This window comes from Clostridium sediminicola, assembly GCF_050402865.1.
Classification (GTDB): domain Bacteria; phylum Bacillota; class Clostridia; order Clostridiales; family Clostridiaceae; genus Clostridium_AF; species Clostridium_AF sediminicola.
On record NZ_BAABMF010000009.1, the window covers coordinates 41,227 to 56,849 of the forward strand.

The following is a 15,623-nucleotide window of genomic DNA, read 5'->3' on the forward strand; positions in this document are numbered from 1 at the left end:
CGTATCCTCCATACAATAAATTTGATTTTTTATAATAAAAGGCTACATTGAATTTATAATTCTATATAGCCTTTTATAATCAGTATATTAAAATATTATTTTAATTTACGTTCTTTATTATTATTTTCAAGCATAGCTAAAGTTTCTTGTGGGTTTTTAACTTTACTTAAGAAAATCATAGAAGCTATTGCATAAGGTTTATAACTAGCTTCTTTGTAAAGTGGTTTACGGTAACGATCGAATACAGATGCATCAACTTCACCAACTTCACAGCTTACTCCAGTAATGTCAGCAGGTAAACAGTGCATATAAAGAGCTTTTCCATTTTTTGTTGTTTTCATAAGCTCTTCAGTACATTGCCAATCTTTATGTTCAGCATTTTGAGCAAGAAGTTCTTTTTCAAGTGCTTTTATACCAGCATCGTCACCTTGTGCATATAATTCTGTACGTTTTTCCATAGCAACAAAAGGAGCCCAGCTTTTTGGATAAACTATATCTGCATCTTTAAATGCTTCTTCCATAGAATTTGTTTTTGTAAATGATCCACCAGATTCAGCAGCATTTTTTCTTGCAATATCTTCTACTTCACTCATAACTTCGTATCCTTCTGGATGAGCAAGAACAACATCCATACCGAAACGAGTTAAAAGTCCAATTATTCCTTGAGGAACTGAAAGAGGCTTACCATATGATGGAGAATATGCCCAAGACATAGCAACTTTTTTACCTTTCAAATTTTCAATGCCACCAAATTCATTAATAAGATGAAGAGCATCAGCCATAGCTTGAGTAGGGTGGTCTATATCACATTGTAAATTAACAAGTGTTGGACGTTGTTCTAAAGTACCTTCTTTGTTACCTTCTTGTACAGATTCAGATACTTCACGCATATAAGCATTCCCTTTTCCTATATACATATCATCACGAATACCTATAACATCAGCCATAAAAGAAATCATATTTGAAGTTTCTCTTACAGTTTCACCATGTGCGATCTGAGACTTTCCTTCATCAAGATCTTGAACTTCTAGGCCAAGAAGATTACAAGCGGAAGCATAGCTAAATCTTGTACGAGTTGAATTGTCACGGAATAAAGAAATTCCTAAACCACTATCAAAAATCTTTGATGAGATGTTATTTTTTCTTAAATCTTGAAGAGCGTCAGCAACAGTGAAAACTGCTTCTAATTCGTCAGATGATTTTTCCCATGTTAGGAAGAAATCATTATTGTACATGTTTTTGAAATCTAGAGTATTCAGTTTATTGATGTGTTTATCCATTATAGCCATTTTAAAATCTCCTTTTTTTTTAATTTTATTTTTTTATTTTAAGTTAATTTAAAATTGTGTTAATTAAGAATAAAAAGAATATTAAGATAATTTTAAATCTGATAAATCAAATTATTTGTTCTTACAATAAATTGTTGGAAGAGCAGCGTACACAGCAGCACACTTAACTAAGTCAGCTTTCCAAGTTTTTTCATTTGGTGCATGAGCTTCTTCTTCTTTACCAGGTCCAAATCCAATACAAGGAATTCCGTATCTACCCATTATTGAAACTCCGTTAGTAGAGAAAGTCCATTTATCAACAAGAGGTGTTCCGTACATGCCTTCAAATGCTTCAACCATTGCTTTTGTAGCAGGTGCATCTTCAGGAATTACCCATGTTGGGAAATAACAATCAGTTGGATAAACAAGGTCTGTCCAGCTTGGTCTTTCATATTTATACATTGTTACTTTAGCTCCATATTTTTTTGCAAATGGAAGATTACGAACTTCTTCAAGAGCCATTTCATAAGTTTCCCCGTCTGTTAAACGACGATCAAGAGAAATTGCACACATATCAGCAACAGCACAACGAGATGGAGAATTAAAGAATATTTCAGAAACAGTTACAGTTCCTTTACCTAAGAATGGATCATAATGTAAGTTGTCGTTAAGAACTCTAATTTCTTGAAGAATATCAGCCATTTTATAAATTGCATTATCACCACGTTCAGGTGCTGAACCATGGCAAGAAACTCCTTTAACTTCAACACGGATTTCCATACGACCACGTTGCCCTCTACATATATTTCCGTTTGTTGGTTCTGTTATAACAACAAATTCAGGTTTGATTTTGCTTTCGTTATGTATATACTGCCAACATAACCCATCACAATCTTCTTCTTGTACTGTCCCAGTTACTAAAACAGTATATTTATCTGATAAAAGACCCATATCTTTCATGATTTTTGCACCATAAGTAGCAGAAACTATACCACCAAGCTGATCTGATGCACCACGTCCACCAATCTCTTCATCATTCTCATAACCTTTGTATGGATCAAATGTCCAGTTATCTATTTCACCTAGTCCAACAGTATCAATATGAGCATCATATGCTATAAGAGTATCGCCTGTTCCCATGTAACCTAAAACATTTCCCATTTTATCTATTTCTACTTTATCAAAACCAAGAGATTCCATTTCTGCATAGATTCTTTTAATAACGCCTTCTTCTTCTGCACTTTCACCAGGGATTGCAATTAAATCACGTAAAAATTTTGTCATTTGAGCTTCATAGCCCTCTGCTTTTAATTTTATTCCGTTAAATTCCATTTAAAATACCTCCTATAATTTAGTTGAACAATACCTTTAATAATTTTATATTTTATAATGATGAATAATCACCATTCCAAACAATATTACGGTAAAAATCTGGGTCAGTATTTCCTTCAGTTGAAAATAGTAATACTTTTGAATTTTCATCAAGTTTAAGAGCTTCTTTTAAATCCTTCAAATCATTATTTTGCATGATTTCAAAAAGAATACCTGTTGTTACAGCTCCAGATTCACCTGAAACAACTCTAGGATCATCATCTATAGGTGCAGAAAGAATTCTCATACCTTTAGCAGCAATATTATCTGGGCAAGAAACAAAGAATGAACTATTATTCTTTAAGATATCCCATGATAATGTGTTTGGCTCACCACAAGCAAGTCCAGCCATTATTGTTTGCATATCATCAGTAACAAATCTCATGTTTCCATCTTTAGCTGCAGCAGAACGATAGATACAATCTGCTTTATTTGGTTCAACGATAACAACTGTTGGAGGATTATTAGGATAAATATTAGCAAAATATCCTTGAATTGCACCTGCAAGAGAACCAACACCAGCTTGTAAGAAAATATGAGTTGGTGCTTCGCAACCATCATCGTGTAACTGCTCATTTGCTTCCATTGCCATTGTTCCATAACCTTGCATTATCCAAGAAGGAATTTCTTCATAACCTTCCCAAGCAGTATCTTGAATAACTACAGAATTAGGAGTTTTTGCTGATTCTGCGATAGCTATACGTACACACTCATCATAATTTACTTCTTCTATTGTTGCAGTAGCGCCTTCTTTTTGAATATTTTTTAATCTAGTTTCTGATGAACCTTTTGGCATAAAAACAACTGATTTTTGATTTAGTCTGTTAGCTGACCATGCAAGACCTCTTCCGTGGTTTCCGTCAGTTGCTGTGAAAAAAGTTGTTTGCCCAAATTCTTTAAGTAATTCTTCAGATGTGATAGCATTATAATCAAGCTCTGAAATATCTTTACCTAATTTTTCTGCTATATAACAACCTATAGCAAATGAACCACCTAATACTTTAAAAGCGTTTAATCCAAATCTATATGATTCATTTTTTACATATAGATTTTTTAAACCTAGGAATTTAGCCATATTATCTAGCTTAGCTAGAGGTGTTTGGCTGTATTCTGGAAAACTTTTATGAAAAGAAGCAGCTTTAGCAATCTTTTCTGGTGACATTATGCTTAGCATACTATTAGAAGTTTTTGGGAGTTCATTTGATACCCATTTTATTTGATTCATGAAAAAACCTCCTGGATTTATTAAAGTTTATTTTTTATATCTACATAATTGTAGATTGAATACTTAGAAATACTGAAAAAATTTGCTATTTTATCTCCAGCTCTAGTAATTAAGAAAGCACCAGCTTCATTAAGAAATTGTATAGCTTCTATTTTTTCATCTTTACTCATTAATGGAACAGGCTTGCCTATTTTTTTTACGGATTCATCTAGTAAATCTTGGAGTAATTGATTTACGTTTTGAGGAATCTTATTTGCAGTTTGAACTTCATCTTTATGACTAATTAATGATTCTAAACAGTTACTAGCTATTGTAAATTCGGTAATGTCATAATTAATACAAAAGATACCAATAGGCATATTATCTTCATCTCGTATATACATTGTACTAGATTTTAAAATTTTTCCATCTTGAGTTTTTGTAATGTAGTTCAACTTATCTTCTAGTTCACTGGAAGCATGTTGTAATGCATCCAAAACAATGCGAGATGGTCCGTCACTATTAGTTCTATGAGTAACATGTCCATTTTCTATAAAGATAATTGGATAATCTACATAACCAGAAGATAAATCATGAATTACCACTTCACAATTTCGTCCAAATTGTGATGAAATGCCTTTTGCTAACCTTTTCATAAATTCTAAATTACAAATATTCCCCATAAAATCCCCCGTATTACACTTTATATAATTTTATCGAATTTTTCTATTTGCATAACAAAGATGGAATAGAAAAATGTGAAAATTTAATGATTTATGAATTCAGTATATCAATAAAAAATTTTAAAATCAATAAGAATTTAAAAAAAAATTTTAAGTTTACAAAAAAATTTTGATAAATGTTTAAAAAAAGTTTTTAAGTTTACAAAAAAATTTTTAAAATACATTGACTGCAATCTTTAGATAGTGATAAAATGAATTTGAAAAGTAAAAAAAATAAGAATAATCAATCAATTCAGTTTTAATCTTGTTTTTTCAAAATATATTTTAGGAGGGGTATTATGAAATTAATAGGCAATGGTAAATTATTGACTAGAGATGACAATAATACATTTATTCAAGATGGGTGTGTATGCATTAAGGATAATGTGATCTTTGATTTAGGAACTACAGAGCAAATGAAGAAAAAATATGAGGAGGCTGAGTTTGTAGATGCTAAAAAAGGTTTAATTATGCCAGGAATGATAAATCCACATCATCATATATATAGTGCTTTTGCTAGAGGCCTTTCTATTAATGGGCATAATCCTAAAAACTTTGGAGACATACTTGAAGGTATGTGGTGGAAAATAGATAGATTACTTACGTTAGAAGATACAAGATATAGTGCTTATGCAACATATTTAGATTGTATAAGAAATGGTGTTACAACAGTTTTTGATCATCATGCAAGTTATGGGAATATTGAAGGAAGCTTATTCCAAATATCTGATGTAGCTAAAGAATTAGGCATTCGTACATCTTTATGTTATGAAGTATCTGATAGAGATGGAGAAGAAAAAATGAAAAGAGCTGTAAAAGAAAATGTTGATTTTATGAAAGCAGCTAAAAAAGATTCTTCAGATATGCAAAAGGGAATGATGGGACTTCATGCAGCATTTACTCTAAGTAATGAAACTCTTCAATACTGTGCAGAAAATATGCCTTATGATGCTGGATATCATGTGCATACAGCAGAAGCTATAGATGATGTATATGATTCTTTGAAAAAACACAATAAAAGAGTAGTTAATCGTTTGTTTGATCTAGATATTTTAGGAAAAAAAACTATGGCTATTCATTGTATACATATTAATCCGGGTGAAATGGATTTAATAAAGGAAACGAATACAATGGTAGTGCATAATCCAGAATCCAACATGGGTAACGCAGTAGGATGTACACCAGTGCTAGAGTTTGTAAAAAAAGGATTAACTTTAGGACTTGGAACTGACGGGTATACAAGTGATATGTTTGAATCAATGAAAGTTGCTAATATTTTGCACAAGCATCATAATTGTAATCCATCTGTTGCCTGGGGAGAAGTACCTTTAATGCTTTTCGAGAATAATGCAAAAATTGCTAATAGATTCTTTGAAAAACCTGTTGGAGTTATAGAAAAGGGTGCTTATGCTGACATTATAGTAGTGGAATATGATCCACTAACTCCATTAAATGAGAATAATGCAAACTCTCATATTTTATTTGGAATTAATGGAAGATGTGTAACAACTACAATGATAAATGGTAAAATCCTTATGAAGGATCGCCAATTAGTTGGTATCGATTCTGAGGGAATCATGGCAAAATCAAGAGAAATTTCAAATAACTTATGGAAAAAAATTAATTAAAAACGGAGGAGATTAGTATGGGCGATAGAATGACACCTATTTTATTTAGAGATTTAATGGAATGGATAATAATAGAAAACAAAAAATATGGAAAAATATTTGGAATAAATAAATTTTTTAAGAAGAAGGATGATAAGGTTCTTGAAATCTTTGGAGAAAAAATTGAAACGCCATTTGGTCCAGCAGCTGGTCCACACACACAATTAGCTCAGAACATAATTGCAGCTTATGTAACTGGATGTAGATTTTTCGAATTAAAAACTGTACAAACTCTAGATGGTGAAGATTTACCAGTATCAAAGCCTTGTATAAATGCAGAAGATGAATGTTATAATGTAGAGTGGTCAACAGAGCTTAGGGTTCCAGAAGCTTATGATGAGTATGTTAAAGCTTGGTTTGCTTTAAAGATATTATCAAAAGAGTTGGAACTAGGAAGTCATGATGGATTTATTTTTAATATGAGTGTAGGATATGATTTTGAAGGAATATCTTCACCAAAAATTGATAAGTTTATAATGGGGCTTAAAGATGCTTCTAAAACTAAGATATGGGAAGAATGTAAAGAATATGTCTTAGAGAATCTTGAGAAATTCCAAAATATAGATAAAGAATATGTTGAAAGTATATCACCTAAAGTATGTACTTCAATAACATTATCTACATTGCATGGATGTCCTTCACAAGAAATTCAACGTATAGCATCATATTTAATAACTGAAAAAGGGTTAAACACTTATGTAAAATGTAATCCTACATTATTAGGTTATGAATTTGCAAGAACAACATTAGATAGCATGGGATATGATTATATATCATTTGATGAACACCATTTCAATGAAGATTTACAATTTTCTGATGCTATTGTTATGTTTAAAGAACTACAAAGTTTAGCTAAAGGAAACGGTTTATCATTTGGACTTAAACTAACTAATACATTCCCAGTTGAGATTAAAAATAATGAATTGCCAGGAGAAGAGATGTATATGTCAGGAAAATCTCTATATCCTTTGTCAATAGCACTTGCTAATAAGCTTTCTAAAGAATTTGATGGAAATATTAAAATCTCTTATTCAGGTGGTGCTGATGTTTTCAATATTAACGATATATTTGAAACAGGTATATGGCCTATAACTATAGCAACAACACTTTTAAAAGCTGGTGGTTATGAAAGAAGTGTACAAATTGCGAAAAATCTAAGTGAATTAGAATACAGTGATAAGTATTCAATGGATAATGAAAAATTGAAGGAATTAAAAGACAAATCAGTAACGGATATTCATCATATAAAACCTATAAAACCAATGCCTAAGCGCAAAATAGATAGTAAAGTACCTTTAACTGATTGTTTTATGGCATCATGTGAAGCAGGATGTCCAATTTCTCAAGATATTCCAGAATATATACGTCTTGTGGGAGAGGGAAAACATCTTGAAGCTTTAAAGGTTATAGTAGAAAAAAATCCACTTCCATTTATTACTGGAACAATATGTAGTCATGTTTGTATGAGCAAATGTAGCAGAACATTCTATGATGAGTCTGTTAATATTAGAAACATGAAATTACAAGCAGCTGAAAATGCATATGATAATTTAATGAAAGAACTTAAAGAAACAGAAAAAGGAAATGTAAAGGTTGCAATTGTTGGTGGAGGAACTACTGGTCTCGCAGCAGCGTATTTCCTAGCAAAAGAGGGAATGAATGTAACAATCTTTGAGAAAAGAGATTCTTTAGGCGGAATAGTGAAGCATGTTATTCCAGAATTTAGAATACCATCAAGTTCTATTGAAAATGATGTTGATCTTGTTTCTAAAATGGGAGTTAAAATAGAGTTGAACTCTGAAAAAACTTCAGTAGATGAATTAAAAAATGAAGGGTATAAATATATCTTATTTGCAATTGGTGCTTGGGAACCAGGAAGATTGGATCTTGAAGGTGGAAATGTAATTAATGTAATTCATTTCTTAGAAAGATTAAAAAATGAAGATAAAGAATTAAAACTTGGTAAAAATGTTGTTGTAATCGGTGGAGGAAATACTGCAATGGATGCTGCTAGAGCCGCTAAAAGAGCAGCTGGAGTAGAACATGCGTATATAGTATATCGTAGAACTAAAAAGTATATGCCTGCTGATGAAGAAGAATTACATTTAGCTATTGAAGATGGTGTAGAATTTAAGGAATTATTATCACCAGTAAAAATTAGTGATGGTGTTCTTAAATGTGAGGTTATGGAACTCGGAGAACCAGATGAAAGTGGTAGAAGAAGACCTATAGCAACAGGAGAGATGATGGATATACCAGCAGATACTGTTATTGCAGCAGTTGGTGAAAAGATAGATACTAAGTTATTCCAAGAAAATAATATAGAGGTTAATGAAAAAGGGCGTGTAGTAGTAGATTCTGCAACATTAGAGACAAATGTTGAAAAAGTTTATGTTGCTGGAGATGTTTTACGTGGACCTGCTACTGTAGTAGAAGGTATTGCAGATGCAACAAGATTTGCAAGAGCTATAGTTAAGGAAGAAAAAGATTCTGATTTATCAATGAGTTTACCAAAGGTAAGTACAAATATAGAAATACCAATAGCTAAAAAAGGTATACTTGAAATGGCTATCAGTGGTCAGATGGAAAGTAAAAGATGTCTTGAATGCTCAACTGTATGCGAATTCTGTGTTGACGTTTGCCCTAATCGTGCTAATATAGCAATAGATGTAAAAGGAAACAAAACACAACAAATAATTCACGTTGATAAAATGTGTAATGAGTGTGGAAACTGTGAAATATTCTGTCCATATAATAGTGCTCCTTATAAAGATAAATTCACATTATTTGCTACAGAAGCTGATTTTGAAAATAGCCAAAATAGAGGTTTTGTATTGATTAATAAAGATGATAATATCGTAAAAGTTAGATTGGAAGATGGGGTTTCATTAGTTAATCTTAAGGATGGTAACACAGTATTACCTAAAGAAATTGAGAACATGATTTGGGCTGTAATAACAGATTATAGTTATATGATTTAAGAGTTGATGAGGTGAAGTTAAATGTCAATCATTATAAAAGGCGGAACAATTGTAACTCCTAGAAAAAGTTATGTTTCTGATATTAAAATAGAGGATGAAATAATTATTGAGATTGGAGAAGACTTAGTAGACAGTGATGCACAAATTATAAATGCAGAAGGTTGTTTATTATTTCCAGGATTTATTGATTCTCATACTCATTTTGATTTGGATACAGGGTATACTAGAACTGCAGATAATTTTAAAACAGGTACTGCTGCAGCTATTATAGGTGGAACAACATCAATTTTAGATTTTGCAACACAAAATAAAGGTGAAACTTTAAGTGAGGCATTAGAAAATTGGCATGACTTAGCTAAAGATGTATCAAGCTGTGATTATGGTTTCCATATGGCAATAACAGAATGGAATGAAGATATAAAGAATGAGTTAGAAGTGATGCAAGACAAAGGTATAACATCATTTAAGGCTTATATGGCTTATGACAGTTTACGTATTAATGATGGAGATATATATACTATATTGAAGAGCTTAAAAAAATATAACGGTATATTAGGTGTTCATTGTGAGAATGGGGATATTGTAAATACAATGATAGAAGAACAACTGAAAAGTGGAAATACTACTCCAGCAGCGCACCCATTATCACGTCCTAATATTGTTGAATCAGAAGCAATATCAAGATATATAGATATTGCAAAATTAGCGGATGCTCCTATTAACATTGTACATCTAAGTACAAAAGAAGGTGCAGAAAAGGTATTAGATGCAAGAGAAAAAGGACAAGAAGTATATGCAGAAACTTGTCCTCAATACCTTCTTTTAGAAGATAGTTTATATAATTCTGAAGATTTTGAAAGCGCAAAATATGTTCTATCACCACCTTTAAGAAAAAAGGATGACATAGAAAGACTATGGCAAGCATTGTCTGATGGGCACATAGATACAATTGGAACAGATCACTGTAGCTTCAATTTTAAAGGACAAAAAGACCATGGCATAAATGACTTTAGTAAGATTCCAAATGGTATACCTGGAGTGGAACATAGACCAGTACTTCTATATACCTATGGAGTGAATGAAGGAAGAATAACAAAGGAAAAAATGTGTGGATTACTTAGTGAAAATATTGCAAAGATTTTTGGAATGTACCCTAAAAAAGGGGTGCTTCAAGTTGGAAGTGATGCTGATATAGTTATATGGGATACAAAAATTGAGGGTATTATATCTAAAAAAAATCAAAATCAAAACGTTGATTATACACCTTATGAATCCTTTAAAACTATAGGAAAAGCAAAGCATGTTTTTTTAAGAGGAAGACATATTGTAGAGAACGGAAATATTATAAAACCGAATTTCGGAAAATATATAAAACGGGGTGGCTCTAATGTTTAACTTTGTTGTAAATGGAAAAGAAGTCCAAGTAAAAGAAGAAAAAAAATTAATTACTTTTTTAAGAGAAGATTTAAATTTAGTATCAGTTAAAAATGGATGTTCTGAAGGTGCTTGTGGAACATGTATGGTAATAGTTGATGGAGTTGCAAAAAAATCATGTGTTTTAAAAACAAGTAAGGTTGTAGGTAAAAACATTACAACTGTTGAAGGGCTTTCAGATAGAGAAAAAGATGTATATGGACATGCTTTTATGGTATCAGGAGCAGTACAATGCGGTTTTTGTACTCCTGGAATGGTTATAAGTGCAAAAGGTTTAATTGACAAAGTAGAAGATCCAACAGAAGAACAAATAAAAAATGCGTTGAAAAATAATATTTGTCGTTGTACAGGATATGTAAAAATATTTGAAGCTGTGAAGTTGGCTGCTAAATTATTTCGAGAAAATACAGAGGTACCTAAATGCGATTGCAAACCTTTAATAGGAGAAAGTTTAAACAGAGTAGATGCTGTGGATAAAGTCCTTGGTACAGCAGAGTATGTAGATGATATACGTATAGATGGTATGATTTATGGAGGAGCAGTTAGAAGTAAATATCCACGTGCTTTAGTAAAAAGTATAGATGTTAGTGAAGCTAAAAATTTAGAAGGTGTTCATGCAGTTATTACAGCAGATGAATTGCCAGGGAATCAAAAATTAGGACATATTATAAAGGATTGGGATGTAGTAATTCCTGTTGGAAAGGTGACTCACTGTTTAGGTGATGCTATAGTTCTAATTGCAGCTGAAACACCTGAAATATTAGAAAAAGCTAAATCTTTAGTTAAAATAGATTTTGAAGAATTACAACCTGTCACATGTCCAGAGGATGCAATGAAGGGAGATGCACCTCAAGTTCATGCTACTGGTAATGTACTAGCAACTGAAAACTTAGTATTTGGTAATGCAGAGAGTCAGATTAAGAAGGCAAAACATGTGGTAACAAATAAATATAGCACACCATTTACAGAGCATGCTTTTTTAGAAACAGAAACAGCAGTTGCGAAACCAGATGGTGATGGCGGAATAATAATTTACTGTGCAGACCAAGGTGTTTTCCAAACTTTGAAGGAATGTTCAGAAGCTTTAGGTTTAGATCAAAGTAAAGTAAGAGTTATAAGTAAAATAGTTGGTGGCGGTTTTGGAGGAAAAGAAGATATGAGCGTTCAACATCACGCGGCAATACTTGCTTATGCTTCTAATAAACCTGTAAAGTTTGCTTTAACTCGTAAAGAAAGTATAATGGTACATCCTAAGCGTCATGCTATGGAGATGGAAATAACAACAGCTTGTGATGAAAATGGATATTTGACTGCAATGAAAGCTGTTTTAATTGCTGATACAGGAGCTTATGCTTCTTTAGGTGGTCCAGTTTTACAAAGAGCATGTACTCATGCGGCAGGGCCATATAATTATCAGAATATTGATATAATAGGAAAAGCAATATATACAAATAATCCGCCAGCTGGTGCATTTAGAGGATTTGGAGTAACACAAAGTTGTTTTGCAGCAGAAAGCAATTTAAATCAGCTTGCAGAAATGGTTGGAATAACTCCTTGGGAAATAAGATATAAAAATGCAATTAGACCAGGTCAAGTATTACCTAATGGACAAATTGCAGATGCCTCAACATATCTTGCTGAAACTTTAGAAGCAGTAAAAGAAATATGTGAAAAAAATCCTAAAGCAGGAATAGCTTGTGCTATGAAAAATAGTGGACTAGGGGTTGGAATTCCTGACATTGGACGTTGTAAATTGATTATAAAAGATGGAAAAATATACATTCATTCTAGTGCGGCTTGTATTGGACAAGGCCTTGGAACTATATTAACACAAATGGTTTGTCAAACACTTAATATATCAGCGGATAAAGTTATACATGCAGTGCCAGATACTGCAATCACACCTAATGCTGGAAATACAACAGCTTCTAGGCAGACTTTATTTACTGGTGAGGCAACAAGAAGAGCAGCAGAGAAGCTTCTTGGTGTATTAACATATCAAACATTAGAAAGCTTAGAGGGAGAGGAATTCTACGGAGAATTTAAAGGAAGAACTGATAAAATGAATTCAAGTAAGCAAAATCCTGTAAGTCATGTAGCTTATGGATATGCTACAAATGTTGTTATTTTGAACGACGAGGGAAAACTTGAAAAAGTTATTGCAGTTCATGATGTTGGTACTCCTGTAAATCCTAAGAGTATTGAGGGGCAAATTGAAGGTGGAGTTGTTATGAGCCTTGGATATGCGCTAAGAGAAGATTATCCACTTAAAAATAGTGTGCCAACTGCAAAATTTGGAACATTAGGATTATTTAAAGCAACAGAAGTACCAAAAATAGAACCTATTATAATAGGTAGTGGAAATATGGATCTTGCATATGGAGCAAAAGGAATAGGAGAGATATGTTCAATACCTACTGCACCTGCTGTTGCTAATGCGTATTATAACTATGACGGTGAGTTTAGAACAAAATTACCTATGCCTAATACGCCTTATAGCAAAAAAAGATAATATTATTTATTAGGCCTGCCGTCGTGAAGACACGACGGTGGCTTTTATGATTTGTAATATATGATATAATGATATATAAGTCGAAAGTTTGATAAAGGAGTGATTAGTATGTTTTCTAAATATACGGTAATTATAAAAAGTGGAGGGGATTTAGCTACTGCAGTTGCTCATAGATTATTTCGAGTTGGTTTTCCTGTAATTATTACAGAATTAGAAAAGCCCATGATGGTAAGACGTACTGTATCTTTTGCTAATTGTATATATGAAAAAGAATGGACAGTTGAGGGAGTAACAGCAGTATTAGCTGATAGTAATGATAATGTAAAAAAGATATTAAAAGAAGGAAAGATTCCAGTGATTATTGATCCCAAGTGTAAAATCATAGAGAAAATTAAACCAAGTATAGTTGTAGATGGTATATTGGCTAAGAAAAATTGTGGCACAAAAATAACAGATGCTCCTATTGTAATTGGTTTAGGTCCTGGCTTTACTGCAAATCTTGATGTTCATGTCGTTATTGAGACGCAGAGAGGTCATGAATTAGGAAAAATAATCTATGAAGGAAAGGCTATACCAAACACAGGAATACCAGGAAATATTATTGGATATACAGCACAAAGAGTATTAAGGTCATCTTGTAGCGGAATCGTAAAAAATCATGTAGATATAGGAAGTTATGTAGAAGCAGGGGAAACAATTTGTTCTGTAGATGGAACTTTAGTAAAAGCTGAAATTAAAGGAATCGTTCGTGGATTGATTCATGATGGATTAATTGTAAAGAAGAATGAAAAATTAGGTGATATTGATCCTAGAGGAGAAAAGAAATACTGTCAGATTATTAGTGAAAAAGGAAGGAATATTGCTGGAGGAGTATTGGAAGCTATTCTTATTGAACTTAATAAGAAATATCATATAGAAAATTAAAGTAGATAATTTTTTTTGTTATCGTTATTCTTTGAGAAATATAATGAATTGTTATTGGAGGGATATATTTGTATACAGATATTACAATGGAGCATTTTAGAAATCCACAAAATGTAGGAACTATTGAAAATGCAGATGGGGTAGGTGGAGTAGGAGACCCTCATTGCGGGGATTATTTGAAAATATATCTTAAAGTAGAAAATGGGTTTATAAAAGATATTAAATTTAAAGTTCATGGATGTGGTGCAGCTATTGCATCTAGTAGTATGATAACAGTTTTAGCAAAAGGAAAACCTGTTATGGCGGCCTATGCTATTTCAGAAAAAGATATTATGGACGCACTTGGAGGATTGCCAAAAGAAAAAAGACATTGTTCAGTACTTGGTGCTACAGCATTAAAGAAAGCAATTGCTGATTATGCAAAGAAAATAGGAAAAAAATCTTAAAAATTAAGGCGCTACTTAATAAAAGATTTTAAATATAGTAGTGAGGATATAGGGGGATATATACATGAAAAAAATCGATGTACATGATGCAATTGGCTCAGTTTTATGTCATGATATTACACAAATTATTCCAGGTGAAATAAAAGATAGAGCTTTCAAAAAAGGCCATATCATTAAAGAGGAAGATGTAAAAGTTTTACTTTCACTAGGAAAAGATCATATATATGTGTGGGAGCATAAAGAGGGAACACTACATGAAAATGAAGCAGCAGAGCGTCTTAAAGATTTAGCAGCTGGAAAAGGAATAAGTTTTAGCGAGGTAAAAGAAGGGAAAATTTCTTTTATTGCAGAGTATGATGGGTTATTAAAAATAAATACAGAAATATTAATGGAAGTAAATTCTATAGGTGAAATAATTATTGCAACAAGGCATAATAATTATCCAGTAAAAAAAGGGGATAAATTAGCAGCAACTCGAGTGATTCCTCTTATTATAGATGAAGAAAAAATAATAGAAGCTGAAAAAATTACTGAGGGTAAAACTATTGTTGAAGTAATGCCTTATGATAAATTAAAAGTTGGGATAGTAACTACAGGAAATGAAGTTTACCACGGTCGAATTAAAGATGCTTTTGGACCTGTAATTAGAAAAAAAGTAGAGCATTACAACTGTGAAGTTATAGAACAAAAAATTGTGTATGATGACAGTGATATGATTTCCCAGGCAATAGAAGAATTAATTCAAAAAGGTGCTGATATGGTTGTGTGCACAGGAGGGATGTCAGTAGATCCAGATGATGTTACACCTATTGGTATCAAAAAAACAGGTGCAGAAATTATTTCTTATGGTGCGCCAGTACTTCCAGGAGCAATGTTCTTACTTTCTTATAGAGGCAAAACACCTATTTTAGGACTACCAGGATGTGTTATGTATGCGAAAACTACAATTTTTGATTTAGTTTTACCAAGAGTTTTGGCAGGAGATAAAATTACTAAAAAGGATCTTGCAGCATATGGACATGGCGGACTATGTCTAGAATGTGATGTATGTAGATATCCTAATTGTAGTTTCGGAAAAGGGTGGTAGTTTGTTT

11 protein-coding genes are annotated in these 15,623 nt (G+C 32.2%); 7 read left to right on the forward strand and 4 right to left on the reverse strand.

The genetic code is table 11. The annotated features are described in order from the left end of the window. Positions 1-95: 95 nt before the first annotated feature. The 4 genes from ygeW to ACQ3F0_RS14960 form a co-directional block, all read right to left on the reverse strand. Positions 96-1,289 (reverse strand): knotted carbamoyltransferase YgeW, encoded by a 1,194-nt coding sequence (gene ygeW, locus ACQ3F0_RS14945; protein ID WP_428866123.1) that lies wholly within the window; start codon positions 1,287-1,289, stop codon positions 96-98. 111 nt (positions 1,290-1,400) lie between these two features. Further along, on the reverse strand, positions 1,401-2,600 hold the full coding sequence (locus ACQ3F0_RS14950; protein ID WP_428866124.1) for a YgeY family selenium metabolism-linked hydrolase: 1,200 nt from the start codon (positions 2,598-2,600) through the stop codon (positions 1,401-1,403). 52 nt (positions 2,601-2,652) lie between these two features. Then, on the reverse strand, positions 2,653-3,864 hold the full coding sequence (gene dpaL, locus ACQ3F0_RS14955; RefSeq protein WP_428866125.1) for a diaminopropionate ammonia-lyase: 1,212 nt from the start codon (positions 3,862-3,864) through the stop codon (positions 2,653-2,655). Between the two features lie 20 nt (positions 3,865-3,884). Next, on the reverse strand, positions 3,885-4,526 hold the full coding sequence (locus ACQ3F0_RS14960) for a helix-turn-helix transcriptional regulator (protein ID WP_428866126.1): 642 nt from the start codon (positions 4,524-4,526) through the stop codon (positions 3,885-3,887). 338 nt (positions 4,527-4,864) lie between these two features. Here ACQ3F0_RS14960 and ssnA point away from each other — a divergent pair, with 338 nt between their 5' ends. From ssnA to ACQ3F0_RS14995, 7 genes are all read left to right on the forward strand, one after another. Continuing rightward, positions 4,865-6,193, forward strand: coding sequence for a putative aminohydrolase SsnA (ssnA, locus tag ACQ3F0_RS14965; RefSeq protein ID WP_428866127.1), 1,329 nt, complete (start codon positions 4,865-4,867; stop codon positions 6,191-6,193). Between the two features lie 17 nt (positions 6,194-6,210). Continuing rightward, a complete protein-coding gene (ygfK, locus tag ACQ3F0_RS14970; protein WP_428866128.1) occupies positions 6,211-9,213 on the forward strand; it encodes a putative selenate reductase subunit YgfK in 3,003 nt (1,000 codons plus the stop codon). A gap of 21 nt (positions 9,214-9,234) precedes the next feature. Beyond that, complete coding sequence (gene hydA, locus ACQ3F0_RS14975) at positions 9,235-10,608, forward strand: dihydropyrimidinase (protein ID WP_428866129.1); 1,374 nt, start codon at positions 9,235-9,237, stop codon at positions 10,606-10,608. Then, entirely contained in the window at positions 10,601-13,159 is a 2,559-nt protein-coding gene (gene xdh, locus ACQ3F0_RS14980) for a selenium-dependent xanthine dehydrogenase (protein ID WP_428866130.1), read from the forward strand. The genes hydA and xdh overlap by 8 nt, the downstream gene beginning before the upstream one ends. 108 nt (positions 13,160-13,267) lie before the next feature. Continuing rightward, positions 13,268-14,083 carry a selenium-dependent molybdenum cofactor biosynthesis protein YqeB gene (yqeB, locus tag ACQ3F0_RS14985; protein ID WP_428866131.1) on the forward strand — a complete coding sequence of 272 codons (816 nt, stop codon included), beginning with the start codon at positions 13,268-13,270 and terminating at the stop codon, positions 14,081-14,083. Positions 14,084-14,151: 68 nt separating this feature from the next. After that, positions 14,152-14,529 (forward strand): iron-sulfur cluster assembly scaffold protein, encoded by a 378-nt coding sequence (locus ACQ3F0_RS14990; RefSeq protein ID WP_428866132.1) that lies wholly within the window; start codon positions 14,152-14,154, stop codon positions 14,527-14,529. Positions 14,530-14,593: 64 nt separating this feature from the next. Further along, positions 14,594-15,616: a molybdopterin-binding protein gene (locus ACQ3F0_RS14995; RefSeq protein ID WP_428866133.1), complete on the forward strand. Its 1,023-nt coding sequence runs from the start codon at positions 14,594-14,596 to the stop codon at positions 15,614-15,616. Positions 15,617-15,623 lie beyond the last annotated feature (7 nt).

What these genes read in the sequence shown, in the direction of transcription:
- ygeW (WP_428866123.1), bottom strand. Translation starts at nt 1,289, where the DNA reads ATGGCTATAATGGATAAACACATCAATAAACTGAATACTCTAGATTTC.
- dpaL (WP_428866125.1), bottom strand. Translation starts at nt 3,864, where the DNA reads ATGAATCAAATAAAATGGGTATCAAATGAACTCCCAAAAACTTCTAAT.
- xdh (WP_428866130.1), top strand. Translation starts at nt 10,601, where the DNA reads ATGTTTAACTTTGTTGTAAATGGAAAAGAAGTCCAAGTAAAAGAAGAA.
- hydA (WP_428866129.1), top strand. Translation starts at nt 9,235, where the DNA reads ATGTCAATCATTATAAAAGGCGGAACAATTGTAACTCCTAGAAAAAGT.
- ACQ3F0_RS14950 (WP_428866124.1), bottom strand. Translation starts at nt 2,600, where the DNA reads ATGGAATTTAACGGAATAAAATTAAAAGCAGAGGGCTATGAAGCTCAA.
- ACQ3F0_RS14995 (WP_428866133.1), top strand. Translation starts at nt 14,594, where the DNA reads ATGAAAAAAATCGATGTACATGATGCAATTGGCTCAGTTTTATGTCAT.
- ssnA (WP_428866127.1), top strand. Translation starts at nt 4,865, where the DNA reads ATGAAATTAATAGGCAATGGTAAATTATTGACTAGAGATGACAATAAT.
- yqeB (WP_428866131.1), top strand. Translation starts at nt 13,268, where the DNA reads ATGTTTTCTAAATATACGGTAATTATAAAAAGTGGAGGGGATTTAGCT.
- ACQ3F0_RS14960 (WP_428866126.1), bottom strand. Translation starts at nt 4,526, where the DNA reads ATGGGGAATATTTGTAATTTAGAATTTATGAAAAGGTTAGCAAAAGGC.
- ygfK (WP_428866128.1), top strand. Translation starts at nt 6,211, where the DNA reads ATGGGCGATAGAATGACACCTATTTTATTTAGAGATTTAATGGAATGG.